This window comes from Arcobacter sp. CECT 8985, from assembly GCF_004116495.1.
Taxonomy (GTDB): Bacteria; Campylobacterota; Campylobacteria; order Campylobacterales; family Arcobacteraceae; genus Malaciobacter.
The window spans coordinates 1-26188 of the sequence record NZ_PDKC01000034.1 but is presented as its reverse complement, the minus strand read 5'-3'; the positions used below and the strand labels follow the sequence as shown (position 1 = coordinate 26188).

The 26188-nt window shown below is 24.5% G+C and carries 22 protein-coding genes and 1 tRNA gene; 13 read left to right on the top strand and 10 right to left on the bottom strand.

All coding sequences use genetic code 11. From position 1 onward, the window contains the following. The first annotated feature begins 138 nt into the window (after positions 1-138). Genes CRU93_RS12070 through CRU93_RS12060 form a run of 3 tightly spaced genes read left to right on the top strand, consistent with a single transcriptional unit; the run spans position 139 to position 3525 of the window. Positions 139-1278: an ABC transporter substrate-binding protein gene (locus CRU93_RS12070; RefSeq protein WP_129104456.1), complete on the top strand. Its 1140-nt coding sequence runs from the start codon at positions 139-141 to the stop codon at positions 1276-1278. Beyond that, on the top strand, positions 1278-2870 hold the full coding sequence (locus CRU93_RS12065; protein ID WP_258238920.1) for a sensor histidine kinase: 1593 nt from the start codon (positions 1278-1280) through the stop codon (positions 2868-2870). Before CRU93_RS12070 ends, CRU93_RS12065 begins: the two co-directional genes overlap by 1 nt. Beyond that, entirely contained in the window at positions 2860-3525 is a 666-nt protein-coding gene (locus CRU93_RS12060) for a response regulator (protein ID WP_129104455.1), read from the top strand. Before CRU93_RS12065 ends, CRU93_RS12060 begins: the two co-directional genes overlap by 11 nt. A 14-nt stretch (positions 3526-3539) precedes the next feature. Here the strand turns inward: CRU93_RS12060 and CRU93_RS12055 are convergent, their stop codons facing one another. From CRU93_RS12055 to CRU93_RS12045, 3 genes are read right to left on the bottom strand one after another with little or no spacing between them, the layout of a single operon-like run. Then, on the bottom strand, positions 3540-3800 hold the full coding sequence (locus CRU93_RS12055; RefSeq protein ID WP_129104454.1) for a heavy-metal-associated domain-containing protein: 261 nt from the start codon (positions 3798-3800) through the stop codon (positions 3540-3542). A gap of 9 nt (positions 3801-3809) precedes the next feature. Further along, positions 3810-4136 carry a transporter gene (locus CRU93_RS12050; RefSeq protein WP_129104453.1) on the bottom strand — a complete coding sequence of 109 codons (327 nt, stop codon included), beginning with the start codon at positions 4134-4136 and terminating at the stop codon, positions 3810-3812. A gap of 4 nt (positions 4137-4140) precedes the next feature. Beyond that, positions 4141-5238 carry a transglutaminase-like domain-containing protein gene (locus CRU93_RS12045; RefSeq protein WP_129104452.1) on the bottom strand — a complete coding sequence of 366 codons (1098 nt, stop codon included), beginning with the start codon at positions 5236-5238 and terminating at the stop codon, positions 4141-4143. A gap of 224 nt (positions 5239-5462) precedes the next feature. On the opposite strand from CRU93_RS12045, the gene selD reads away from it, so the two are divergent. Then, the gene (gene selD, locus CRU93_RS12040) at positions 5463-6500 is read left to right on the top strand and encodes a selenide, water dikinase SelD (protein ID WP_129104451.1); all 1038 of its coding nucleotides are present in this window, start codon (positions 5463-5465) and stop codon (positions 6498-6500) included. Between the two features lie 219 nt (positions 6501-6719). Here selD and CRU93_RS14210 read toward each other — a convergent pair. Continuing rightward, a tRNA-Sec gene (locus CRU93_RS14210) sits at positions 6720-6817 on the bottom strand. Between the two features lie 54 nt (positions 6818-6871). Here CRU93_RS14210 and selA point away from each other — a divergent pair. Genes selA through CRU93_RS12025 form a run of 3 tightly spaced genes read left to right on the top strand, consistent with a single transcriptional unit; the run spans position 6872 to position 11492 of the window. After that, positions 6872-8218: an L-seryl-tRNA(Sec) selenium transferase gene (gene selA / locus CRU93_RS12035; protein ID WP_129104450.1), complete on the top strand. Its 1347-nt coding sequence runs from the start codon at positions 6872-6874 to the stop codon at positions 8216-8218. Continuing rightward, positions 8215-10056, top strand: coding sequence for a selenocysteine-specific translation elongation factor (gene selB / locus CRU93_RS12030; RefSeq protein ID WP_129104449.1), 1842 nt, complete (start codon positions 8215-8217; stop codon positions 10054-10056). Before selA ends, selB begins: the two co-directional genes overlap by 4 nt. A 53-nt stretch (positions 10057-10109) precedes the next feature. Further along, on the top strand, positions 10110-11492 hold the full coding sequence (locus tag CRU93_RS12025; protein ID WP_129104448.1) for a PhoH family protein: 1383 nt from the start codon (positions 10110-10112) through the stop codon (positions 11490-11492). 3 nt (positions 11493-11495) lie between these two features. Here the strand turns inward: CRU93_RS12025 and CRU93_RS12020 are convergent, their stop codons facing one another. After that, the gene (locus CRU93_RS12020; protein WP_129104447.1) at positions 11496-11627 is read right to left on the bottom strand and encodes a FeoB-associated Cys-rich membrane protein; all 132 of its coding nucleotides are present in this window, start codon (positions 11625-11627) and stop codon (positions 11496-11498) included. Between the two features lie 321 nt (positions 11628-11948). Here CRU93_RS12020 and CRU93_RS12015 point away from each other — a divergent pair, with 321 nt between their 5' ends. After that, positions 11949-13439: an HD domain-containing protein gene (locus tag CRU93_RS12015; protein ID WP_258238919.1), complete on the top strand. Its 1491-nt coding sequence runs from the start codon at positions 11949-11951 to the stop codon at positions 13437-13439. 50 nt (positions 13440-13489) lie between these two features. On the opposite strand, the gene CRU93_RS12010 is transcribed toward CRU93_RS12015, so the two are convergent. Both CRU93_RS12010 and CRU93_RS12005 read right to left on the bottom strand, forming a co-directional pair. Beyond that, a complete protein-coding gene (locus CRU93_RS12010; RefSeq protein ID WP_129104445.1) occupies positions 13490-15310 on the bottom strand; it encodes a sensor histidine kinase in 1821 nt (606 codons plus the stop codon). Position 15311: 1 nt separating this feature from the next. Then, positions 15312-16034 (bottom strand): response regulator, encoded by a 723-nt coding sequence (locus tag CRU93_RS12005; RefSeq protein ID WP_129104444.1) that lies wholly within the window; start codon positions 16032-16034, stop codon positions 15312-15314. Between the two features lie 76 nt (positions 16035-16110). Here CRU93_RS12005 and CRU93_RS12000 point away from each other — a divergent pair, with 76 nt between their 5' ends. The 3 genes from CRU93_RS12000 to CRU93_RS11990 all read left to right on the top strand — a co-directional run bounded on the left by CRU93_RS12000 (position 16111) and on the right by CRU93_RS11990 (position 21105). After that, the gene (locus CRU93_RS12000) at positions 16111-18213 is read left to right on the top strand and encodes a TonB-dependent siderophore receptor (protein ID WP_129104443.1); all 2103 of its coding nucleotides are present in this window, start codon (positions 16111-16113) and stop codon (positions 18211-18213) included. Continuing rightward, entirely contained in the window at positions 18197-19786 is a 1590-nt protein-coding gene (locus CRU93_RS11995) for an alpha/beta hydrolase-fold protein (RefSeq protein ID WP_129104442.1), read from the top strand. Before CRU93_RS12000 ends, CRU93_RS11995 begins: the two co-directional genes overlap by 17 nt. 89 nt (positions 19787-19875) lie before the next feature. Further along, positions 19876-21105: an MFS transporter gene (locus CRU93_RS11990; RefSeq protein ID WP_164967680.1), complete on the top strand. Its 1230-nt coding sequence runs from the start codon at positions 19876-19878 to the stop codon at positions 21103-21105. Between the two features lie 36 nt (positions 21106-21141). Here CRU93_RS11990 and CRU93_RS11985 read toward each other — a convergent pair whose 3' ends face one another. Next, positions 21142-22167: a cytochrome-c peroxidase gene (locus CRU93_RS11985; protein ID WP_129104440.1), complete on the bottom strand. Its 1026-nt coding sequence runs from the start codon at positions 22165-22167 to the stop codon at positions 21142-21144. Positions 22168-22368: 201 nt separating this feature from the next. Next, on the bottom strand, positions 22369-22944 hold the full coding sequence (ribA, locus tag CRU93_RS11980; protein ID WP_129104439.1) for a GTP cyclohydrolase II: 576 nt from the start codon (positions 22942-22944) through the stop codon (positions 22369-22371). A 137-nt stretch (positions 22945-23081) separates the two neighbouring features. Between ribA and CRU93_RS11975 the strand changes: the two genes are divergently transcribed. Then, the gene (locus tag CRU93_RS11975) at positions 23082-23861 is read left to right on the top strand and encodes a CorA family divalent cation transporter (RefSeq protein WP_129104438.1); all 780 of its coding nucleotides are present in this window, start codon (positions 23082-23084) and stop codon (positions 23859-23861) included. Between the two features lie 5 nt (positions 23862-23866). On the opposite strand, the gene dbpA is transcribed toward CRU93_RS11975, so the two are convergent. Continuing rightward, entirely contained in the window at positions 23867-25240 is a 1374-nt protein-coding gene (dbpA, locus tag CRU93_RS11970) for an ATP-dependent RNA helicase DbpA (protein ID WP_129104437.1), read from the bottom strand. A gap of 129 nt (positions 25241-25369) precedes the next feature. Between dbpA and CRU93_RS11965 the strand changes: the two genes are divergently transcribed. Beyond that, the coding region (locus CRU93_RS11965) for a nitrate- and nitrite sensing domain-containing protein (RefSeq protein WP_258238918.1) at positions 25370-26188 on the top strand (819 nt) is incomplete at its 3' end.

Genomic DNA, 26188 nt, shown 5'->3' with positions numbered 1-26188 from the left:
ATCTTAGATAATCCTTAAATATTAAAATTTTTTTTACCAAATTAATTAAATATCAAAATTAATAAAGAAAAAAGTTTTATATTTAATAAATTTTATATTTAATAAGAGCTTTTAACTATTTTTTTTGTAAAATAAATAATGGCTAAAAGATTATTTATTTTAATATCAATACTTACAGTGTTATATCTTTTTTTTAAAGATAAAGAATATAAAGATACTCAAATAGTATTAGGTGGTTCAATTCCTAAAACAGGGATTGTAAACGAGTGGGGAAAATCTGTACTAATTGGAGCAAACTCATATTTTAATTATTCAAATGATAATAACTTAATAAAAAATAGAAAAATAAAATATATTACATATGATGATAAGTATGAACCAAAATTAACTACAAGAAATACAAAAAAACTTCTTTATCAAGATAAAGCTTTTGCATTATTTGGATACGTTGGAACTTCTCCTGTTAAAAATATTTTAAATTTATTATTAGAAGAAAATATTCCTTTTATATCACCATTTACAGGTGCAAGTTTTTTAAGAAAATCACAAGAGAAAAATTTTGTAAACTTTAGAGCATCGTATGCACAAGAAATAGAAACAATTGTAAAATATCTTCATTATGATAGAAAAATAACTCGATTTGCTGTTTTTTATCAAAATGACGATTTTGGTGAGGAAGGTTATGTATCTGTAATAAAATCACTAAAAAAAAGAGAACTAAAACTAATAGCTGAAGGTAGTTATAAAAGAAATACCCTATCAATAGGACATGCTTTCAATGAAATAAAAGATGCAAGACCTCAAGCTATTATTATGATTGGAGCAAATAAAGCAAATACTTTATTTATTAAAAAAGCTAAAAAAAATAAAAATTTTAAAGATACTTTATTTTGTAATGTCTCTTTTGGAGATGCAGATGCAATGGTTCGTGAATTAAAAAATAATACAAAAAACTTAATCTTTTCAGAAGTTGTACCAAACTACTTAGATACTTCAATACCCGTTGTTAAACAGTACCATGAAATAGTAAAAAAATATTATAAAGATTTCAAACCAAGCTTTATTTCACTAGAAGCATTTTTATCTGCTAAGTTAGTAGTTACTGCTTTAAAAAATATAAAAGGTACATTAACAAGGAATAGATTTCTAAAAAATTTAGAAAAATTACCAAAAGACACTTTAAAAGGTATACCAATTAATTTAAAAAATAGACAATATTTAAATAAAGTATATTTATTTAAATATACAAATAATAAATTTGAAGAGATTAAAGAATAATGTTAAAGAAAATACTTTCATATTTTGATAATTTTAACTTTGCGTTAAAAACAAACTTCTTAATTTTTATTATTTCAAGTGGTATGCTTGGAATCGTAATTTTGGCACTAATGGCGACATTTTCAATAAAATATGATTTTGATAAATTATATGAACAAAGAACAAAACCTCTAATAAAATTAGAAAATATTAAAGATACATATAAAGTAAATATTCAAGATACTCTTTATGATATTGAAGATAATAGCATTACTTATGAACAAGCAAATGATGTGATTAACTTAGCATTACAATTAATAGAAACAAACTGGAGAGAATATAAAAAATCAAATGATATCAAACCACCAACAATATATATTGGTAATATTATTAAAAAGTTTTTAACCACACAACAACAATACTACAAAAATGAAATTTTGCATGAAAGTATCTCTAAAAATATAGATAAAAAGATGATAAATATAAATGCAAGACTACATAATTTAGAGCTTACTCACAATAAAACAAATATAAAAAAAGAGTTTAATAAACTTCATTTAGAAATTAATGCTATAAATATATATATTACAAGTTTGATTAATTATGATTTAACACTTGCTTTAAATGAAAAAAGAGATACTGAAAAAGTATTTGATGTAATTATTGCTGTTTCGATGGTATCAATAGTATTAATATTTTTGTTTTCTATTATTTTATCAGTTCTTTTAATCAATCACTTCAAAAGATTACATAAATTACTTGAAGCAAAAGTAGAAAGTAAAACAAGACAGCTAGTTGAATTAAATAATTCACTTGAAAAAAGAGTAATTCAAGAAGTAAAAAACAATAGAAAAAAAGATATTATTATGTTTCAACAAGCAAGATTAGCAAGTTTAGGTGAGATGTTAAATAATATAGCTCACCAATGGAGACAACCACTTGGTTCCATTACGATGATTGTACAAAGTTTTCAAACAAAGATGCAATTAGGAAAATTAACAGATGAATTTATTGATGATAAAGTAAAAGATGCACTATTTTTAGCTGAAAATATGTCAAATACATTAGATGATTTTAAAAACTTTTTTTCACCAGATAAAACTAAAAAGATTTTTAGTATAAAAGATTGTATTGAACACTCATTTGAGTTATCAAAATATGCTTTAGAAAAAGCAGGTATAAACATTATTTTTAGTATGAAACAAGATATAAATATAAATAGTTATTATAATGAATTATCCCATGTGTTCTTAAATTTATTAAATAATTCAAAAGATGCTTTATGCTCTAATGTAAATAAAAATGATAGAATTATAAAAGTTATAGTCAAACACTATAAAAATGATATAGTTATAAATTTTATGGATAATGGAGGTGGTGTTCCTCAGGAGATTGCACATAAAATTTTTGAACCATATTATACAACAAAATATAAAAGTGCTGGAACAGGGATTGGACTATATATGTCAAAACAAATTATTGAAAAACATATGTATGGTTCAATATATCAAAAAAATGTTATTCATAAAATAGATAGAATAAATAACTACTCTTGTAGTCTATTTATTATTAAAATTCCAATATTAAACGAGGTAATAGAAAATGCAAAATAAAGATTTGAATATTTTAAATAATTTTAATATTTTATATTTAGAAGATGATGAAAATTTATTAAAACATACACATGATGTATTAGTTGACTTTGCAAATGAAATATATGCAGTAAAAACTTCAAAAGAAGCATTAGAAATTTTAAAAAATAAAAAAGTAGATGTGATAATTTCAGATATTTTACTTGAAAATGAAAATGGAATTGATTTTCTAAAAGATTTAAAAATCAATAGAAATATTAATATTCCTACAATCCTAACAACAGCACATACAGACACAAAATATCTACTTGATGCTATAAAATTAAAAGTTGAAAACTATATTGTTAAACCTATAAATATAAAAGAATTATTGACAACACTTCATGATATTTTATTACCAATTGTTCAGAAAAAAGAGATAATTAGAAATAATCATGTAATAAAAACTATTTCTGCAATTACGGATAGTAAACAAGTTGATATTATAAAATATATAATAAATAATCTTGACAATAATAATATTTTTTCTGCTTCATATGGAGATATAATGGATAGAATAAATATATCAAAACCCACTTTAATTAAACTTTTTAAAGAACTTGCTGAAAAACATATTTTAGTAAAAGTTCAACATAAAACTTATAGATTTGATGAAAAAGCTTTAGATAATATTTAATTATCATAAAGCTTTTATTTTAACACTCTTCCTGTGTAAGATGTAGTTTTTATAGCTTTTAAAATTGATTGAATATCTGTTTTATCTTCATTGAAATCAACTGTTGCATTTTTTGTATTTAACTTTACTTTTACTTTATTTACTCCATCAACTTTTTTTATTGCTTGTTTCACCATAGTTGTACATAAAGGACAATGCATTTGTGAAATTTCAATAACAACTTCTTTTGAAAAAAGAGATAAACTTAAAGCTAATAATAAAAATATTTTTTTCATATTTTTTTCCTAATTGATAAAATAAACAGAAAATTCTGGATAAAAAAGTAATACAAAAAACAGAATAAATAAACTTGAGAAAATAACACTTTTTTTAATTATATCTTTTTTAGAACATGCACATTCTATATTTTTTTTATTACTTTTTTTAAATGCTAAAATAAGTAATAAAATAGTTAATATAAAAAAAGGTATTCTTAAAAAACCCAAATCACTTAAAAAAGATAGACCACCAATACTTGCTCCAAAAAAAACAAATAAAAATGCAGGAATACAACACATAGTTGATAGTATAGCAGTAAAAACTGCTGATACTATAAGTGTTATTTTTTTCATAAAACTATTTTACTTCTTGAGAAGTATATGAGTATTTAAACTCTTTTGGTGCATAATAATTCAATACATCATCATCCATTTCACCATATGGATAACCTAACATATTTAATGGATATTGTGCTGGTTTAGGATTTAATACAAAATCTCTTGCATAATTAAATGCAGCCCAGTTCATTTCCCAATTTCCAAAGAAGTACTTTCTTAAATCTTTAATTTTTTTATCTTCATTAGTAAGTTTTTCTTGTTTTCTTACTTTTGTAACATCTGCTGGATCTGCTGGAACCCAACCTAATCCTACTAAATAAAACTCTGCTCTACAATGTTGTCCACCAGTGATTTTAGCAAAACCATTTTTATCTGCTTTTCCACAAGATTTTGAGATTTTTGATTTACCTACTCTAATACCAAAAACTTCCCTTGCAGGAATTCCAGCATTTCTTAAAAGAGCAACAAATACAGAACTTACATCTGTACATTTTCCACCAAATAATTTTTTCTCAATTATTCTTGTTGCGTCACCTACTCCACAACCAACAACACTTTCATCTCTATACATGTGATTAACTGTCCAATCATAAATTGCTTGTGCTTTTTCTAATGGAGTTTTTGCATTTTTTGTTATATCATTTGCAAATGAAGTAAGTTTTTTTGATATTGGAGTATGTTTAGTACCTTTTAAAAACTCTTTAACATCTTCTGGATACATTGTACTATTTTTAACTTTTGTAAAATCTACACTTCTTTCTTGCATAATAATGTCAAATTTAACAACTAATTTTCTTGATTTTGAATTTTTGTTCCATTTTGCATATAAAAGTTTAGTATTATATGGGTTATTATTTGAAATAAATGCCTCATCAAAATCACCATCATAAGATACTCTTAATACTTTTTGATAACTAGAATCTAATGGTAGTGGAACCCAAAGTTTTGCAACTTGATCATTTGGTTCTAAATCAAAACTATTTGTAACTGAAAATTTTCTTGGTTTTTTATCTATTCCAAATGGATTTGTTTTTGAATCAGATAAAACTATTGAAGGAGTAATTGCCATTGTTGTACCAACAACCGCAGCTGTTTTTAAAAAAGATCTTCTTTGCATTTTAAGCCTCTAAACTATTATTTGTTCAGAAAAAAGAGATAAAGCAATAAATACTTTAAGTCAACCATAACCTATGGTAATTGAACGTAATTATTTAAAATAATATTATAGTGTAAATAAAAATAAACTTAAAAAGAAGTAAATTTTTTTTTACAATTTTTTTTTATTAATTCATTTTTAACTAAATAAAAAGTACAATGAAAAAAAAACAACAAAGTATAATTATGAATAATGAATATCAGTTAACAAAATTCGTAAATGCTGCTGGTTGTGCTGCAAAAATGGGTCCGGGGGATCTAAAACAAACAATTTGTAGTTTAAAACCAAATGACAGCAGAGTCTTAGTAGGATTTGATACAAGTGAAGATGCAAGTGTTTATCAAATAAATGACACTCAAGCAATGGTTCAAACACTTGATTTTATCACTCCAGTTATTGATGACCCATATTTATATGGGAGAATAGCTGCTGCAAATTCACTTAGTGATGTTTTTGCAATGGGTGCAGAAGTAAAAACTGCATTAAATATTGTAGGCTTTGATAGAAAAAATTTATCTACTGAAGCTTTAGGCGAAATATTAAATGGTGGAAATGAAAAAATAAAAGAATGTGGCGGTGTACTTTTAGGTGGTCATACTATTGAATCACCAGAGATGTATTATGGACTTAGTGTTACAGGAATGATACATCCAAATGAAATAGTTAGAAATAATACAGCCCAAATTGGAGATGTACTTGTTTTAACAAAACCAATTGGAATGGGAATATTAACAACTGCAATAAAAAGAGATTTATTAACAGATGATATGATAAAAAAATGCAGTGATATTATGTCTGAATTAAATTATTTACCATCAAAAATAATGAAAAAGTATAATGCTCATTCTTGTACAGATATTACAGGATTTGGTCTTTTAGGGCATGCATTAGAGTGTATAAATGACTTAACTACTTTTAGTATAGATTCAAGTAGTGTACCTTTAGTAAAAGAAGCCGTTGAATTATGTGAACAAGGTGTTGCACCTGGTGGTTCAAAAAGAAATCTAAAATATATAGAAGACAAAATTTTATTTATGAATGGAATAAATGATTCATACAAACTTATTTTAAGTGATGCACAAACATCTGGTGGATTATTGATTTCTATGAGTAAAGAAGATGCAAAAGAGTATGTAAAAGAGATAGAAGATTTATCTTTTGGTTATGCTTCAATTATTGGTAATGTTATACCAAAAGGTGCAAAAGATATAATAGTTCACTAAAAAAGTAACTTTTAGATACCATTTATTTGTTACAATACCATTCTGTGGCAATTTTCCAACCCCTTAAAGAATTAAGGGGTTTTCTTACAAAAACAAATTAGTTAATTCTTTTTTACTTTTATTAAGCTTTTTACTATCGAGCTTAAGATATAATCCTATATAAATGTAATATAATAATAAAATAAGATATTTGAATATAATATTAGAAGAAAAACTTTTTGGCGAGAAGGTGTAGGAATCGAACCTACCTCCAGACTAGCACTAGCCCAGACATCGGGGTTGAAGCCCGTGGCGTCCACCAGGATCGCAAACCTCCCAAAAAGTTTATTATTATACTATATTTAAATTTAAAATAATATAAAAGGGTAAATATGAGTTTGCTAAAAAATATTCCAAAAATTGATAAATTTATTAAAAACAAAACCTTTGAAAATTACTCTGATAAACTTATTACCAAAATATCAAAAGAAAAAATCAATAAATTAAGAGAAGATATCCTTTCTAAAAAAGTAGATGAAATAAATGAAAAAGAATTAATCAAAGAAGTAATAAATGAATATCAATATATTACAAAACCTTCATTACAAAAAGTAATAAATGCAACAGGAATAATAGTTCATACAAATTTAGGAAGAAGTCTAATTAGTGAAGAGAGCTTTGATCAAGTAAAAGGCTTAGTAAGTTCATATAATAACCTTGAATATGATTTAAAAGAAGGTAAAAGAGGAGAAAGATACTCGCATATTGTAAAAACATTAAAAAACTTAACTGGATGTGAAGATGCATTAGTTGTAAATAATAATGCAAGTGCAGTATTTTTAGTTTTAAATACCTTTGCAAAAAATAAAGAAGCAATTGTAAGTAGAGGTGAATTAGTAGAGATTGGTGGAAGTTTTAGAATTCCTGAAGTAATGAGTCAAAGTGGTGCTATTTTAAAAGAGATAGGAACTACAAATAAAACTCACAAAACTGATTATGAAAATGCAATAAATGAAAACAGTGCAATCATGATGAAAGTTCACAAATCAAACTACTCAATTGAAGGGTTTACAAGCGAAGTAAATCTTGAAGAAATAATAGAAGTTGCTAAGCAAAATAATATAATTGACTATTATGATATGGGAAGTGGGCATATGATTGAACTACCTTATAATTTACAAAGTAATGAGCCTTCTATTTTAAAAATGATGGAATATAATCCTTCTCTTATAAGTTTTTCAGGAGACAAACTACTTGGAAGTGTACAAGCAGGAATAATTCTTGGGAAAAAAGAGTTAATAGAAAAAATTAAAAAGAATCAACTTTTACGAATGTTAAGAGTTGATAAAATAACTCTTAGTTTACTTGAAGTTCATCTAAATTCATATTTAAAAGGTGAGATTGAAAAAATACCAACTCTTAATATGTTATATACTTCAATTGAAACATTAAGTTCAAGAGCATTATATGTAAAAGAAGCTCTTGAAGGTATTTGTAAATGTGAACTAATAAATACTTCATCATTAATTGGTGGAGGAACAACACCTAATAAAAAAATTCCTACAATAGCTCTTAGTATTGAATATAAAAATTATAAACCAAATAAAATAGAGCAAGAATTAAGAAAAAATAATCTTATTACAAGAATAGAAAATGAAAAAGTTCTTTTAGATTTTAGAAGTATTAAACAAATACAACTTGATGAAATAGTAGCAATTATAAAAAAGGTTTATAAATGAGTAATATTATTATAGGAACAGCAGGACATATTGACCATGGTAAAACATCTTTAATAAAAGCACTTAATGGATTTGAAGGAGATGAAACAAAAGAAGAAAAACAAAGAGGAATTACTATTGATTTATCTTTTTCAAATTTAAAAAAAGGACAACAAAATATTGCTTTTATTGATGTTCCAGGGCATGAAAAACTTGTAAAAAATATGATTGCAGGAGCTTTTTCATTTGACTGCGTAATGTTAGTAATTGCAGCAAATGAAGGTATAATGCCACAAACTGTGGAGCACATTGAAATTATTGATTTACTTGGAATAAAAGAGTTAATTGTAGTAATTACTAAAAAAGATTTAGTTGAGCAAACAAAATTAAAAGAAGTAGAAAATCAGATTAAAGAATTTTTAGATGAATTTGATTTTGATATTAAGATTATAAGTAGTGTTTCAACAAATGATAGTGTATCAATTGAAAATCTTAGAGAAAAACTTTTTACTATTAAAAATACAAATAAAACTCAAGAAAACTTCTTTAGATACTATATTGATAGAGTATTTTCAGTAAAAGGTATTGGTACAGTTGTAACAGGTACTGTTCTTGGTAATAAGTGTGAAGTTGATGAAAAAGTTTTTATTCCAACTATAAATAAAGAAACAAAAATAAAAAATATTCAAGTACATAATAAGAATGCAATTGAAGCAAATATTTCAAATAGAGCAGCTTTAAATCTTCAAAATATAAAAACTGTTGATATAAAAAGAGGTGATATTATCTCTAAAAAAGGTTTTTTAAGAGGGTTTAATACTTTAGATATAAGCTTTAAATGTCTAAAAGGAAAAAAACTTTATCACAATAGAACATATTCACTTTTTATTGGATCTAAAAAAGTTGAAGTTAAAGTTTTATTATTTGATTCTACAACAAGCTTAGAAGAAGGATTTGCTACAATAAAAGCAAATGAAGAGTTCTTTTCTATATATAAAGAAAAAATCATTTTAAGACAATCAAATGATACAATAGCAGGTGGAAGTATATTAAATTGTGTAAATGATCCAATGAAAAAAAGCCAAAAAAGAGCCTTATTAGATAAACTTTATGAAAAAGATTTCAAAGAAGCATATAAAATATTACTTGATGCACACAAAAAAGGTCTTGGACTTATCTCTTCTGCTCAAAGATTTGCACTTAGCCATCAAGAAGCTATTGATTTTGGGAAAAGTATTGATAATGTGTTTTGTGATGAAAAAGAGCTAATTATCTATCCAATAGAAACAAAAGATTATATAAAACAAAAGATTCAAGAAATTTACAAAAAAAACAAATATGCCCTACTTTCAAATGCTGCTATAAAACTTAGAATAAAATGGGCAAGTACATCTTTTATTCAAGTTGTTTTAGATGAACTTGAAAAAGAAAATGTCTTAAAAAGAGAGCAAAATTTATATAAAAATGCAAATATAACAGAGGATTTTTCTCAATCATTAGAAGGTTTCATTTGCAAAAGATTAGAAGAAGAAGAGTTTAGTCCAACTGCTCCTTATAATATATATGATGATTTAGATTTAGATAGAAAACTTGGAGATAATATTTTAAAATCATTATGTGCTAAAAAACAAGTATTTAGACTTCAACATAACCTTTTTATTCATGCTGACAATCTTACAAAAATAGTAAAATATATGAAAAATATTATAACTGAAGATGGATATATAGATATTCAAAATTTTAAACAAAGATTTCCTTTAAGTAGAAAATATTTAATTGCATATCTTGATTATTTAGATAACTTCTCTCAAATTAAAAAACAGGATAATAAAAGAGTGTTTGTTACACAACTTGTGTAACAAATATACAACTTGTTATTAAATTGTAATCAATCTAGGGATATAATTTTCTTATGAAAGAAAAAATATATGTACTAGATACCAATATCATCTTACAAAATATTCAAAACCTAAATAGAATTTCAGACAATAAAACTAATAAAATTGTAATTCCTGAAACTGTTCTATTAGAACTTGAAGATAAGAAGAAATTGACAAATGAACTAGGGTTTTATGCACGAGAGTTCGCTAGATTATTAGCTAATATGAAAATCAAAGAAGTTGATTATAAACCTGGATATAAGGTTGTAAAACTTTTTAATGATAATCTAAATCTAAATATCATATCAAAAGATATATATGAAGCAAAAATTGAACAAGTCCATATAAGTGAAAGCAATGACAAAAGAATTATTGAAGTTGCAGTAATTGCACAAGATTATTATAAAGGTGCACAGACTATATTTCTATCTCTTGATGTTTATGCTAGAACATTTGCTTTATTTAAAGGAATCAAAGCAGAAACACTTCATGATGATAAATCAACAGTTCCAAAATTTGAATTTATAAAGAATATCTCTTTAGATTCAAGTATATTTAATAGTTTGCAACAAGCAGACATTACAACTTTTGATGAAAATTATACTTATGAAAATTTCTCATATTGTTTTGAAAGTAAAGATGGTAATAAAATTTATGCATTAATAATAAATGGAAAAATAGATTTACTTACAGAGTCTGATTTCAAAGCTTTAAATGTAAAACCAGTAAATCTAAAGCAGAAACTATTTATGAAAGCTATTTTATCAAATATGTACGATTTACTTGTGATTGATGCAAAAGCTGGAAGTGGGAAAACACTTATGTCTATAGTTTCAGCAATGAGATTGATTGATTTAGGTTTATATGACAAAATAGTTTATGTTAGAAACTCAATTGAATCACTTGACAAAGGTGCTGATATTGGTTATTTAGCAGGAAATGATGAAAAATTTAGAATTTATAATATGGCTCTTTCTGATACTTTAGAGTTTATTGCCAAAAAGCAATTAAGAAAAAATGAAAATAGAGAAAATAAAGAGTCAATTGAATCTAAAATTTCAGAACTTACTTCAAAATATTGTATAGAAACACTGTGGCCAGGAGAAGCAAGAGGACGAACATTAAGTTCATCTATTGTTATTATGGATGAGTGGCAAAACTGTAGTGAGAAAACAACACAATTGATTTTAAGTAGACTTGATGAATCTTGTATGGCAATTGTCATTGGCTCAAATAGACAAATAGATAATCTTTACTTAAATAAGTATAATAATGGACTAACAACACTATTAAAACAAACAAATGAAAAGCATAGTGAAATAAATATGTTTGCTATAGAATTAGAAAAAGCAGTTAGAGGTAAATTTGCAGAATTTACAGAAAGAATTTTTGAAAAAGATAAAAATAGAGCCTAAACTCTATTTTTTCTTTGAATTACAATTGCCACCACCGCCACAACCACAATCACCTTTTTTTCTAAACAATTTTTGATATAAATAACCAATACAAACTACTGTAATTCCTATAATAATAATATTTTCATAATTCATAATTTATCCTTAATAATAATCATTATTAAAATAATACTCCAACAAATCTTTAGTAACTATTATGCAACTTAAATTTGTTATAATAAATTAAATATTTTTATCATTTAAAAGATATAATACAAAAAAATAAAGGATTTCGTAATAATACACAATAGATTAATCAATGATACTATATATAATCATATAGAGTACACTAAATTAGAAGATAAGATATTACAAACAAAGATTTTCAATAGATTACAATTCATAACACAAAATGCACTTGCTTATTTTTCTTTTCCATCTATTACAACTAAAAGATTTATTCATTCATTAGGAACAATGCATCTTGCATCATTTATGTTTAAAAATTCTATTTTGAATGCAGATAAAGTTACAAAAAATGAGTTTTTAAAACAATTAAAATATGTTATTAAAAATATAATTATTGAAAACAATTTAGATATTCAAATCAAAGATTTAGAGTATTTTGCAAATAAAGCTTTATATCAATTTACTATACCAACAAAATCAAAATCACAAAGAGCAGTATATACTATTATGCTTCAAACAATAAGAATTGTTGGCTTACTGCATGATGTGGGACATCTTCCTTTTTCTCATCAAGTTGAACATGCACTAAAAAAAGTTTATAGAAAAATAATACAAAAAGAGCAACTAAATGAAAAAGAAGTAGAGTTTATAAATATTTATGAAAATATAACACAAAACTCATCTTTAGTTTTACATGAAGCAATAGGGAAAAGATTATTAAATTTACTTTTTGATATTGAATTACCAGAACTTTTAAAAAAGAATACAAACTACTTAAAACTTTTAAAAATATTATCATCTTATATTTTAGAAAATAGAGTTTATAAAGGTTTTGACTTTAAAGTTTTACATAAATACATTGATAGTACAGTTGATGCAGATAGACTTGATTATATAAATAGAGATATGCTTGCAAGTGGTTATATTACTGGACCAATTGATCATATAAGAATCACGAAACAAGCAATATTAGTAAAACAAAATGAAAAATTTGAATTGAGTTTTTTTGATATGTCATTAATAGATATAGAGCATATGTTAGAGCTTAGATTTAATCTATATAAAAAAGTAATATATAATCATGGAATTGCAAAAACAGATACAGTTTTAGAAAGTGTAGTTCAATACTTATCCTCAAACTATTTTAAAGAAGAATCAAATATTGATAAATTATCAAACTCAATATCTATGTTATGGAAATTTTTAGATGTTAAAGATGATAAAACACAACTTGATACAGTAAGCTTATTAGATGAAAACTGGTTGATTAGTCTTTTTAAAGAAGAGTATTTTAGAATCAAAAATACAAAACAAATTTCAAGAAAAGACCAAAAATATTTATACTGTTTTGAAGAGGTACTTTTTGGTAAAAGAGTATTTTCAAGTCCTTGGAAAAATTTAAATGAATTTTATAAAGTACTTAACTTTTCTACAGTTGAAAGATATAAATTTAGAGAAAGTTTTGGTTATATAACTGAATTTAAACTAAAAAAATTGCAAACTGCACTTGATGATTTTGTAAAAAAATGGGAAATTGAAAAAAAAGAGTTCTTTTTAACTTATCAAATAGTATCTTTTAACTTAGGGGTACAAAAAGATTTTAGTTTATATGATGGAGATGAATTAATTAATTTAGATGAAGTTTCAACACTTCGAAAAAGACTTAAACACTCAATGTCAAATACGGTTCCATTTTATATATATACAGATAGAAAAGATTTAAATGAACTAATGAAAAGTGAATTAAAATCAATTCTATTTGAAATCTTTAGTGATTAAAATGCATAAAAAAAGTAATTAAAAATTATTGTTTTTATTTACTTTTTTAATCAATTTTCTATAATCTTAAATTTTATAATATATTGAGCTCCTTTGTTATATTCATAATTAAAATCTGCTAAAAGTTGATTTTTTGATATTGAATAGATTAATCTCAATCCTAAAGTTTTTGCACTATTAAAATCAAAATCTTTAGGTAAGCCTTTTCCATTATCCCAAATAATTAAAGTACAATTTTTTGAATTTTCAACTTTAAAACTTATTTTTATTTGTTTTTCAATCTTATTTTCAAAAGCATATTTATATGAGTTTGTTAGTGCTTCATTTATTATTAAACCACAAGGCATAGCATATTCAATATTCATAGAAAACATATCAATATCTAAACTAATATCTATATTCTTATCATCAAAACTTTTTGTTATATCACTTACTAATTCACTTATATACTTTTGTATATTGATAAAATTCAAATCTTTAGATTCATAAAGTTTTCTATGTAAAAGTTCCATCGTATAAACTCTATTTTCTATTTGAGTAAGCATCTGTTTTGTACTATTTTCATCAACTTTATATTTCTGAAATTTTATAAAATTTATAGTCATTGCAAGATTATTTTTAACTCGATGATGAATCTCTTTTAATAAAGTCTCTTTTTCATTTAATGATTGAGTTAACTCTTTTGTTCTATTCTCTACTTTTAAATCCAATTGCTTAATATTATCTTCCAATGTATTTAGCATTGTATCAAAAGCAACTCCTAAAACTCCTATATCATCGTCACCTTTGATATTACTTCTTAAACTCAAGTTCCCATTACATATATTTCGTGCAGTTAAAGATAGTTTTTCTATACTTTTTATCCATCTTCTAAATAATAAAAATCCTAAACATATAGATATAATTAATGCTATAATAGAAATTGGTAAAATATTAAAAAAACTATTATTCAAACTATTTTCAAAATCTTTTTTAAAAGATGTTAAAATCAAAAAAAACTTTTCATTTTCATCTTCATATATTCTACTTACCCAAGTTAAAGCATCTTGTTTTTTAAGTTTATGTTCAAATGTTTTTATATTATCCACATCAAAAACATCTTTAACTTTCAATTCACCTGTTTTAGGTATTTTAATACTAGAGATATTACTTACACAAAAATTTTTATTATTTTTATTTTCTAAATTATCAAAGCTAATATCCATATTATTTATACCTTTTTTTATCCATATAAGATATATTTTGCCATCATGAATATTTTGAGTTAATTCAAAACCTTTTTGTACTGTTTTTTTTACATCAGCTTCAATATTAAAAGAGTTTAATTTAAAATTTGAATCACAAGTTAAATAAACATTATTATTTTCAATTTTTGTTTTGTATAAATAGTATTTTCGATGTGGACATATAGTTTCATAATTAACTGCACTTTTTATAATCCATTTATTTTTTTGAAAAATATCAGTGGAATAACTTTTTGTTACATTTGAATTCTTAAATATTAAATTATTATTTAATCTAATATTACATATATAATTGTCTGAAATATTTTTTAAATCGGCATAAAAGTTATTATACTTTTTATTATATTTTTTTTCTAATTTTATTTTTTCTAATTTATTAGAAATATCCATTTTATGAATATTTGTCTCACTTTTACCATATCTTCTAAAATATTCAACGACAAGTTTTATCTCTTGTCTTGTTAACAAAACAATTTTTTCAGTTTGATAAATCGCACTTTCATAATCTTTTTTTTTGATATTTGGAATTATTAAAATAAATAAAAAAGTAAGAAGTATCACACCTAAAATAAAAAAAGAGATTACGATTTTTAAAGATAAAGGTAGTTTTTTTCTAAATTGTTTCAAGTTAAATTTCTTCTATTTTATAACCTACTTCAAAAACACTTTGAATTAAATCATCTTTTATTTTTTGTTTAACTCTGTAAATAAGTGTTCTTAATTTTCCTAAATCATATAAACTATCTCTCCAAATATAAGAACTTATTCTTTCAAAACTAACTGTTTCTCCAAGATTTTCACAAAGTATTTCAAATAATTTTGTTTCATTGCCTGTTAATTTTATTGGTTTATTTTTATAATAAAGAAGAGATTTACCTTTATGAAATTCTATATTATTTGTTAGTTTAATCAAATTCTCATTTTTATTAAAAGTTTTAATATTTTTAAAAAAATAGTTGTGTTTATATATTGCAACTTGTATTGCTATATTTAACTCATCATCTTTACAAGGTTTTAGTAAATACCCATAAGGCTCACACACAATTGCTTCTTTAATAGTTTTTTCATCACTATAAGAAGTTAAAAATATGATTGGAATTTTATAATATTGCCATATTTGTTTTGCTGCACTTGTTCCAGAAACATTTCCTTTTAAATTAATATCCATAATTATAATATCTGGTCTTTTACTTCGCACATGTTCTATTGCATTTTGAGCAGTTGATTCTATTCCACTAATATTGTAACCCATATTTTGTAATGAATACTCCATTCCTATTGCTAAAACTGTTTCATCTTCTACTATTAATATAGAAATATCTTCTTTTACAAAATTTGAAACTTTTGACATTAATTTACCTTATGTGATTTGAAAGTGATTTACTTTAGTTATGATACTCAATATCATTTTAAATAAAGGTTAAATTATGAGTCACAAAAAAATTATCATGTCTTTAATTACTTCAATTGCATTAATACCAAATATTTATGCAGAAGACATAGGTTCTGTTGATGTAATAGGATCATCTGATACCATCACAGAAAACAGTAATATATATACAATAAAATCTACAAAATCTGCTACTAAAATGAATTTAGATTTATTGGAAACTCCACAAAGTGTAAGTGTTACAACTTCTCAAAAAATGAAAGATTTTAACCTTACTACTTTAGAAGATGTCTTAAATAGTAGTAATGGAATTTATGTTGAACAAGCAGAACAAGATAGAGTTCAATTCACATCAAGAGGCTTCAATATAACAAATATTCAAATTGATGGAGTTAGTCTTCCTTTAAGTGGGAATTACTTAAATGGTGATATGGATATGGCTTTATTTGATAGAGTAGAAGTTACAAAAGGAGCAACTGGACTTACTAGTGCTCATGGGAATCCAGGTGCAACAGTGAATTTAATAAGAAAAAAACCAACAAAAGAGTTAAAAGGAAATGTAAAATTATCAGCAGGTTCTTGGAATTATAAAAGATTTGATTTAGATGTATCAAGTGCATTAAATGAAGAAGGTACAGTAAGAGGAAGAATAATAGCTGCAAAAGAGAATACTGATTCTTATTTGGATAGATACGAATCTGATTCTACTTTATTTTCAGCTGTTGTAGAAGCAGATTTAAGTGATACATTACTACTTACTACTGGATTTTCATATTATAAAGATGATAATGATAGCTCTCAATGGGGTGGAATGCCAACAGTGTATTCAAATGGAAAAGCTACAAATTATGACATCTCAGCAAATCCATCACCCAATTGGGCATATAGAGATGTAAAAACTTTAGAAGCATATGCAAAAATTAGAAAAACTTTTTCTAATGATTGGCAACTAAATGCAAATTATCTATTTAAAAAAACTAAAGAAGATTCAAATTTAGTTAATTTTTGGGGAATTCCAAATCAAAATGAGATAGGTTATAAAACAGACTTAGTTCAAAAAACAAATAGTGAAGTAAAAGAGCACTCAATTGATATTAGTTATGATGGTAATTACTCTTTATTTGGTCAAGAGCATAGTGCTGTAATTGGTGTTAATTTTGCAAGAAGAACTAAAGATGAAACTGCACATAGAGGCTTTTTGGGTTCTTTAGGAGTTGATGTTGATTTAGACCATTGGAATGGAAATACAAGTGATTACTCTTCAGCTTATGCAACTGAAGTATTAACTGATTATACAGAAAAACAAGCTGCACTATATTTTGCAACAAACTACCATATTTTAGATAATCTTAGCTTATTAGTAGGAACAAGAATTACAAATTGGAAAACAGAAGGTATTAACTTTGGAAGTGAAGAAGAGACTAAAGATAATGGTGTATTTACTCCTTATGCAGGGTTAGTTTATAAAATAAATGACAATTTATCTACATATGTAAGTTACACTACTACATTTGAACCTCAAAATTATATTGATGAAAATAAAAGTTTAATTGATCCTGCTGAAGGAAAAAGTTATGAAGCAGGAATAAAAACATCATTTTTTAATGGAAAATTAAATACAAATATCTCAGTGTTTAAAACAGAACAAGACAACATTGCAGCTTATGGAGGAACATTAAGTGATGGAAGAACTTATTATACTTCAAATGATGGTGTAAAAACAAAAGGTTTCGAGATTGAAGCTAATGGTAGTTTAACTGATAATATTAATATGAGTTTAGGATATACAAAATTTACAACTAAAGATGATAATAATGAAGACTTCAATACATACTTACCAAAAGAGTTATTAAGAGCTTCAATTACATATAATCCAAGCTTTATACCTGCATTAAAAGTTGGTGCAGCATTTAGTTATCAAGAAGCAATAAAAACTCAAAGAAGTTCATATACAATTAGTCAAAGAGCTATTAAAATTATTGATTTAATGGCAAATTATCAAATAAGTAAAAATCTTGATTTAAATATCAATGCAACAAACTTAACAGATGAAAAATATTATGGTGGATTAATAAAACAAACTTACGCAAACTATGCAACACCTAGAAGAATAGGAGCTTCACTTGTTTATAAATTCTAATATATTAGTAAAGAGTATCTTTTTCTCTTTACTTTTTTTATTAAATTTTCAAAATATAAATGCAAAAAATTTAAACTTTGAGAAAGAAATAAAAATAGGAAAAAACAGTTCATATACTTTTGAAATAGAGTTAAAAAAAGAAGATTATTTAATAGCAAATTTTAAAGCTGATAATGACTTTAAAAATTTTATATTAAAAGATAAAAAATCTCAAATAAGAATATTAAAAAAACAAAATCAGAAATATGGAACAATTCATACAATAATTCCTTCATCTGGAAAATATCTATTTGAAGTAACAACTTTATCAGAAGATATAAATTTTTCATTTAAAATAGAAAAAATCATCTCAAAAGAAAATCAACTAAAAGAAGAAGAAAAAGTATCTAGACCAATTATTAGTAAGATACTTCAAAAACAAAAAAAACTACTACTAAAAAATAAAGATACATCAAATTTTTGGAAAATGGTAAAGAAAAAAGGTACTCCTTTAATTGAAAAAATTGATTCAGATAAATATATAATAACTTTTTTATATAGAGGTGCTAAAAAAAATGTAAGACTATTAGGTTCTCCTGAACATACTCATCCAAAATTAGCAAGATTATTAAATAGTGATATTTGGTATATAAGTTATATAGTTCCTAAAAATACAAGACTATCTTATCAACTTGCACCTGATGTACCAAATATAAAAGGTACAAAAAGAGAACAAAAAGTTGCAATTCTAGCAACTTTACAAAAAGATCCTTTAAACAAATTTCTATATATAACAAATAAAAATAGTGATAAATACAACACAAGTTCATCTATAATTATTGATGATAAAAATACTAAAGATTATTCACTAGAAAAAACTAAAAATAAAGGAACCGTAAAGAACTACTCAATTAGTAGTAAGATTTTAAAAAATAGAAGAGATATAGATATTTATACTCCTTATAATTTTGATAAAAATAAAGAGTTTGCTTTACTTTTTGTTTTTGATGGTAAAGCATATCAATCAAAGGTTCCAACTCCAACTATTTTAGATAACCTAATTTATCAAAAAAAAATAAAACAAACTGTTGCTATTTTTATAGATAATGTTGTAAATAAAAGAGGTGTTGAATTACCTTGTAATGAGGATTTTGCAAAATTTATGGCAACAGAGTTATACCCTTTTGTAATAAAAAAATTAGATAAAAAAGTAAAAAAACAGAATGTTATTTTAACAGGTTCTAGTTATGGTGGATTAGCATCTATGTATGTAGCATTTAAATATCCAAATATTTTTGGAAATGTATTAAGCCAATCAGGTTCATTTTGGTGGAGTAAAAAAGATGATAAAAGAACACAATGGCTAACAAGACAAATAAAAAAAGAAAAAACAAAAGATATTAAAGTTTATTTAAATGCAGGATTATTTGAAACTGGATTTAAACCTATTGATATTTTAGAATCAAATAGAAATTTAAAAAATGTATTAAAATCAAAAAAATATAAAGTTTTTTATGAAGAATTTCCTTCAGGACATGACTATTTTAACTGGAGAGTTAGACTAGCAAATGGCTTAATAAAACTATTAAATTAAAATGGCTCTTTTTTGAGCTATTTTATTAAACAAAATTATAATTTTTGATGTATAATTCTTAAAATTTTTTTAATATGAGGATTATTAAAATGTCTAAAAAAAATGGGTTCTCAATTATGCCTATTTCTTCACTATTTTTTTCAATAACTTTTTTAGCTATTGGTTATGGTATGGTTTTAACTTTTATTGGTGTATACCTAAAAAAAAATGGAATAAATGATATCTCAATTGGTATTATTAATGCTTGTTTTTTTCTAGGAGCAATACTATCTTCTATTTTTAGTCAAAGTATTATTTCAAAAGTTGGACATATTAGAAGTTATACAAACTTTGCAGCACTTATGGTAATCACATTTTTAATCCAATATCTATTTTTCAATGAGGTTTTATGGGGAATCTTAAGATTTATTGCCGGTTTTTGCTATTTTAGTATTCTTATAATAATTGAGAGTTGGTTAAATGAAAAATCAACAACAGATATTAGAGGAAAAGTTCTTGCAATATATGAAATTATCTTTTATTTATCAACAGCATTAGGACAGCTATTTTTGACAGTTGATGACTTAAGTAGTTCTATTTTTATATTAGGTTCTATTTTGGTATTAGTATCAATTCCATCAATTGCATTGACAAAAATAAAAGAGCCAAAATTACTACCATTTGAGAGATACTCACTACCTAAAATATATGATATTGTTCCCCTTGCAACAACAACAAGTTTTATTGGTGGTATCTTTATAGGTTCATTTTTTACAATGGCTCCTGTATATGTACTTGAAAAATATCACTCTGTTGATGTAGTTTCATATTTTATGATAACAGTAATTTTAGGTGGACTTATTGCAGAGTGGCCTATTGGTATTGTTTCAGATAAATATGGAAGAAGAAAAATTATTGCAATAGTATCTTTTATAACTGCAATTACTTCTTCTTTATTCTTATTTATAGGACAAGATACAAACCTTTTATATGGTTGTGCTTTTCTTTTGGGACTTACTATATTTTCACTGTATCCTTTAAGTTTAGCAAGAGCAAATGATGTTTTAAATGAAGATAGTGATATATTAGAAATAAGTAGAACACTTCTATTTACTTATGGATTAGGTTCTTTTGTTGCTCCAATTATTGTAGGAGTTTTATTTAAATATTATAATGATGCAATGTTTATTATGTATGCACTAATAGGACTATTTTTAACATTTTACTCTTTATCTAAAAAAAGAGTTGCAGATGATGAACTTAGTACATTTGTAAATGTTCCATTATCTTCAGGAGCTGATATTGCTCATCTTGACCCAAGAGTTGAAGAAAATAATTAAAACTATTAAATAAAATGGCTCAATTGAGCCATTTTATTAATTATATTTTGGTTGTGGAGTATTTATTGTAGACTCTGGTAATTGAGGATAAACAATTTTAGGTTTATCACCTTTTAATGATTTTAAGAAAGTTACAATTTCATTTGCTTGCTTATCATTAATTTTTATTCCCAATTGTGTTGATCCCATCTCTTTTACTGCTTTACTTAAAGACCAAATTTGACCATTATGAAAATACGGTGCAGTTTCAGTAATATTTCTTAATGTAGGAGTCTTTACGAGTCCATTTTTATCACCTTTAAAATCCCCTACTTTAGCAAAAGAGTATTTAGCTGCAACTTGAAATGGTTGCATAGTCCCTCCTAATGCAATGCCATTATGACATGAAGCACACCCTTTATCAATAAAAGTATTTAAACCTTTTTTTTCTTCTTTTGTTAAAGCATTTTCTTTTCCGTTTAAAAAACTATCAAATCGTGAAGGAGTAATTAAAGTTTTTTCAAAAATTGCTATTGTTGAAGTGATTTTTTCAAAATCTATTTTCACTTTATCAGTATATGCTTTCTTAAATTCATTAACATATGCAGGAATTGAATTTATTCTTTTTTCTACTAGTTTTTTAGGAGCAGCCATTTCTGGACCTGCTTGAACTGGACCTTGAGCTTGATCTGCTAAATGTTTACTTCTTCCATCCCAAAACTGCACATCAAAAAAAACAGAGTTATAAACAGTTGGTGAATTTAAATGATGAGGATTCATTGTCCATTTATGACCTATTGCAGCACTAACACCATCACTTCCACCTAATCCTAAATTATGACATGTATTACATGAAATAATTCCACTTTTAGATAATCTTGGATCGAAATATAACTTTTTACCAAGTTCAACTTTCTCTTTTGTTATTGGATCATTTTTATCATCAATAATCTTAAGTAATTTTAAATTACTTTCAGGTATTGGCTTTAATCCACTATTAATTGCTTTAGATACTAAAGAACTACTTGCAAAAACAAAAGACGAACTAACAACACAAGAAACTAAAACTTTGATTAATTTCATAACCTTTCCTTTATTTTAAAATAATTTTAATCTTAGGATAATTTTTATTAAATGAAAATTAATTACTATAAAAAATTAATATTAAAAGATAAAAATAATCATTTTTTAAGTTTTTTTAGAAAAAAAGTAACATTTTTTATTATTGAATTTTTTAAATAAAGATTTTAATTAGTTTCAAGGGGAAAATAAATAGTATTAATATTATAAGAAATGCCCAAAATACTCTTTTTTTGTATTTAAATATCTCTCATTATATTTATTAGCTTTAATAATAGATGGAATTCTTTCAATAATTTCAACACCCAAAGATTTAACATATTCAATTTTATCTGGGTTATTAGTAATAAGCTTTAATTTTTTTATTTTTAAATCTTTGAAGATATAATCTACTACAGAATAATCTCTTTCATCATCTTTAAATCCCAATTCAAGATTTGCTTCAACAGTATTTCTTCCTTTATCTTGTAAAGAATATGCATTTACTTTGTTTAATAAACCTATATTTCTTCCTTCTTGTCTATGATATATAATTAATCCACCATTTTGATTAATAAACTCTAAGGCTACACTTAATTGATTTCCACAGTCACACTTTAAGCTACCTAAAGAATCGCCTGTTAGACACTCTGAATGAATTCTAACAAAAGGTTCTTCTAATGAATCAAAATCTGAACTCATAATAGCAAGATGCTCTTGATTTCCTTGTTTGTATGCTTTTATTTTAAATTTGCCATATTTTGTAGGTAAATTTGCAATATTTGATTTTTCTATTTTCATAATATTTCTCTTAATTACTTTTTATTTTTTGAAATTATATAACTTTTTTCTTAATTGCAACTAAGTCGCATAACTATATCTTTAATTTAATGTTATAGCTTTTTTAAATAAAATAAATAAAACAAAAAAGAGTAAAAATGTTAGATATAAAAATTAGTAATTTTCACTTAAAAGATATTCAAAACGAGATGCATCCTTCTACTTTTGTTATCAATGATGAGTATGATTTGTTGATTGTTAGATTACCTCTAAAACAAGAAGATTCATTCTATGCAGATAATAGTTCTTTTATTTTTACTAATGATTCATACTTTTATTTTGATAATGAGAAAAAAGAATTTATTGATGTAAAAAATATAAAACAAGTTTATAACTTACTAAATAAAAAAATTGATGATTCACTTAATTTATCACTTGAAATATTTTCTAATATTGAAGATATAGAAGATAAGTTTTATGAAAATATTGATATTAAAAACTTTAATAAAAAGTGGTTTACTTTAAAAAATCAATTAATAAGAATGAATAGAGTTTTATCAAAAACAATTGAACAACTTAAAATATTTATATTAAATTATAAAAAAGAAGATGACTTTTTAGAGATTAATTTTCATGACTTACAAGAACATTTAGAAAGAGCACAAAGAAATACAACACATAGTTTAGATAAACTTGATGCCTTATACAATTTTCATACAACAAATAGCAATGAAAAAATGAATAAAACAATATATATTCTTACTTTATTATCTGGTATTTTTTTACCATTAAACTTAATAGTTGGATTTTTTGGAATGAATACTTCAAGTCTACCATTAACAAAGATTGAAAATGGTACTTTTTATGTTTTATTATTTTTATTGTGTAGCGGATTAATCACAGCAATATTAATAGCTAGATTAAAAAATAAATCCTAGATAATTTATCTAGGATATACTCTAAACTCTTTTTGTTTAATTTTATTTGTATTTAAAGCATCTAATGCATTTTTCTCATACTCTTTTTTAACTGCCACGTAACTATGAAATCTAAATATATCAATATTACCAATATCATCCTTTGACAAGTTAGCTTTATTAATCAATGTTCCAACAATATCCCCTGCTCTTAACTTATCTTTTTTACCACCATTTATATATAATGTTGCAAATTGTGGTTTTAAATCTACTTTTGTCTCCAACTGTTCTAAATGTTCAATTTTTGAAAAGTTAATATCATCAAACTGCTGTTTAATATCTAATACAATATCCATCTCATGACGATTATAAAAAGTTACAGCTGTACCATTTGAACTTGCTCTTGCAGTTCTTCCTATTCTATGTGTATGAACTTTTTCATCATTAGCAATATCATAATTAATAACCAAATCAATATCTGTAATATCTAAACCTCTTGAAGCAACATCAGTTGCTACCATAATTGGGTAAGATTTATTTGAAAATAAAACAATTGTTTCATCTCTTTGTTTTTGTTCTAAATCACTATGTAACACTACACAATCAAGACCAAATTCAAATATCTCATCTGCAATCTCTTCACACTTATATTTTCTATTACAAAAAATAAGTACTGATTTTGCTTTATATTTATTTATTAAAAAAGTAACTAATTTTGACTTATCATCTTCATCAATTTCAAAAAATTCTTGATTTATTTTCTCTTTTTTATGAATAGAATCATCTTTAATAAATTCTGCATTATTAGTTATATTTTTACCTAATGATAAAATTTGATCATCATATGTTGCAGAAAATAACATTGTTTGCCTATTTTTTGGTAAGCTATCAATAATTTTCATTATATCCTCAAAAAAACCCATATCCAACATTTTATCAGCTTCATCTAATACTAAAGTATCAATATTTTCTAACTCAATATTTTCTTCACTAATATGTTTTAAAATTCTTCCTGGTGTTCCAACTATTATATGTGCTTTATGAGATAGTGAATGAACTTGAGGTTTATAAGGAACTCCTCCACATAATGTTAGTACTTTTATATTTTCTATAAATCTACATAGTTTTTTTATCTCATTTGCAACTTGATTTGCCAATTCTCTTGTTGGACAAAGAACCATTGTTTGTATTCTAAACTTATCCTTATTTAATTTATTTACTATAGGAATACTAAAAGCAATGGTTTTACCACTTCCCGTTTTTGATTGGGCAATCAAGTCATTATTATTTAATAATATTGGAAGTGACTTTTCTTGAATATTAGTCATTGTTACATAATTTAATGATGTAAGATTTTTCAAAAAACCATCTCTTAAATTTAAGTTCTTAAAATTATTTATTACTTATCCTTTATTTTATAATTATTTCTAAAGCCTACAACTAGATTAATATATAATTAAGTTTCTTTTATATAACCTTATAAAAAAAAATTATTTTATTTTTTCAAAGTGTCACAAAAAGGAAGTCGTATGTTATCAAAAATGTCTATCAAACAAAAGCTTATATTAATCATGTTTATACCTTTGTGTATAGTTATTTTATTGGCTGCAAAACTATGTTATGATTCTTATTTATACTATAATAATCTTAAAAGTTTAGATAAAGTTGTAACTCTTTCTACAAAAATTGGAGCATTAGTTCATGAAACTCAAAAAGAAAGAGGTATGACTGCAGGTTTTTTAGGAAGTAAAGGTAAAAAATTTGCTACAAAACTTCCAAATCAAAGAGAATTAACAAATGATAGACTAAAAAATATAAGAGAATTTCTATCTACATTTGATAGTAAAAAGTATGGTAAAGATTTCAACTTTTTTTTAGATAAAAGTTTATCAAATTTAGAGAATTTACAAAATATCAGACAAAAAGTCACTTCATTAAATATAAAAGATTCTAAAGCAATAAGCTATTATACTCAAACTAATAGCTCTTTACTAAATACAATCAGTAGTATTTCAAAACTATCTTCAAATGCTAAAGTATCACAAGATTTAATCGCATATATGAACTTTTTACTATCAAAAGAAAGAGCAGGAATTGAAAGAGCAGTTGGAACAAATACATTTGCAAGAGATAACTTTGGTGAAGGTATGAAAGCAAAATTTTATAATCTAATTGCTGCACAAAATGCATATATGGATGCATTTATTAAAGTTGCAAATGACGATTTAATAAACTTCTATGAACAAACAGTAAAAGGAAATGCAATTGATGAAGTAAATAAAATGAGAAAAATTGCTTTATACAATGGCATTGATTCAAATTTTGATGTTGACCCTTCATATTGGTTT

Excerpts from the sequence above, each read along its gene's own strand:
- CRU93_RS12070 (WP_129104456.1), top strand. The coding sequence starts at position 139 with ATGGCTAAAAGATTATTTATTTTAATATCAATACTTACAGTGTTATAT.
- CRU93_RS12065 (WP_258238920.1), top strand. The coding sequence starts at position 1,278 with ATGTTAAAGAAAATACTTTCATATTTTGATAATTTTAACTTTGCGTTA.
- CRU93_RS12060 (WP_129104455.1), top strand. The coding sequence starts at position 2,860 with ATGCAAAATAAAGATTTGAATATTTTAAATAATTTTAATATTTTATAT.
- CRU93_RS12055 (WP_129104454.1), bottom strand. The coding sequence starts at position 3,800 with ATGAAAAAAATATTTTTATTATTAGCTTTAAGTTTATCTCTTTTTTCA.
- CRU93_RS12050 (WP_129104453.1), bottom strand. The coding sequence starts at position 4,136 with ATGAAAAAAATAACACTTATAGTATCAGCAGTTTTTACTGCTATACTA.
- CRU93_RS12045 (WP_129104452.1), bottom strand. The coding sequence starts at position 5,238 with ATGCAAAGAAGATCTTTTTTAAAAACAGCTGCGGTTGTTGGTACAACA.
- selD (WP_129104451.1), top strand. The coding sequence starts at position 5,463 with ATGAATAATGAATATCAGTTAACAAAATTCGTAAATGCTGCTGGTTGT.
- selA (WP_129104450.1), top strand. The coding sequence starts at position 6,872 with ATGAGTTTGCTAAAAAATATTCCAAAAATTGATAAATTTATTAAAAAC.
- selB (WP_129104449.1), top strand. The coding sequence starts at position 8,215 with ATGAGTAATATTATTATAGGAACAGCAGGACATATTGACCATGGTAAA.
- CRU93_RS12025 (WP_129104448.1), top strand. The coding sequence starts at position 10,110 with ATGAAAGAAAAAATATATGTACTAGATACCAATATCATCTTACAAAAT.
- CRU93_RS12020 (WP_129104447.1), bottom strand. The coding sequence starts at position 11,627 with ATGAATTATGAAAATATTATTATTATAGGAATTACAGTAGTTTGTATT.
- CRU93_RS12015 (WP_258238919.1), top strand. The coding sequence starts at position 11,949 with ATGCATCTTGCATCATTTATGTTTAAAAATTCTATTTTGAATGCAGAT.
- CRU93_RS12005 (WP_129104444.1), bottom strand. The coding sequence starts at position 16,034 with ATGTCAAAAGTTTCAAATTTTGTAAAAGAAGATATTTCTATATTAATA.
- CRU93_RS12000 (WP_129104443.1), top strand. The coding sequence starts at position 16,111 with ATGAGTCACAAAAAAATTATCATGTCTTTAATTACTTCAATTGCATTA.
- CRU93_RS11990 (WP_164967680.1), top strand. The coding sequence starts at position 19,876 with ATGTCTAAAAAAAATGGGTTCTCAATTATGCCTATTTCTTCACTATTT.
- CRU93_RS11985 (WP_129104440.1), bottom strand. The coding sequence starts at position 22,167 with ATGAAATTAATCAAAGTTTTAGTTTCTTGTGTTGTTAGTTCGTCTTTT.
- ribA (WP_129104439.1), bottom strand. The coding sequence starts at position 22,944 with ATGAAAATAGAAAAATCAAATATTGCAAATTTACCTACAAAATATGGC.
- CRU93_RS11975 (WP_129104438.1), top strand. The coding sequence starts at position 23,082 with ATGTTAGATATAAAAATTAGTAATTTTCACTTAAAAGATATTCAAAAC.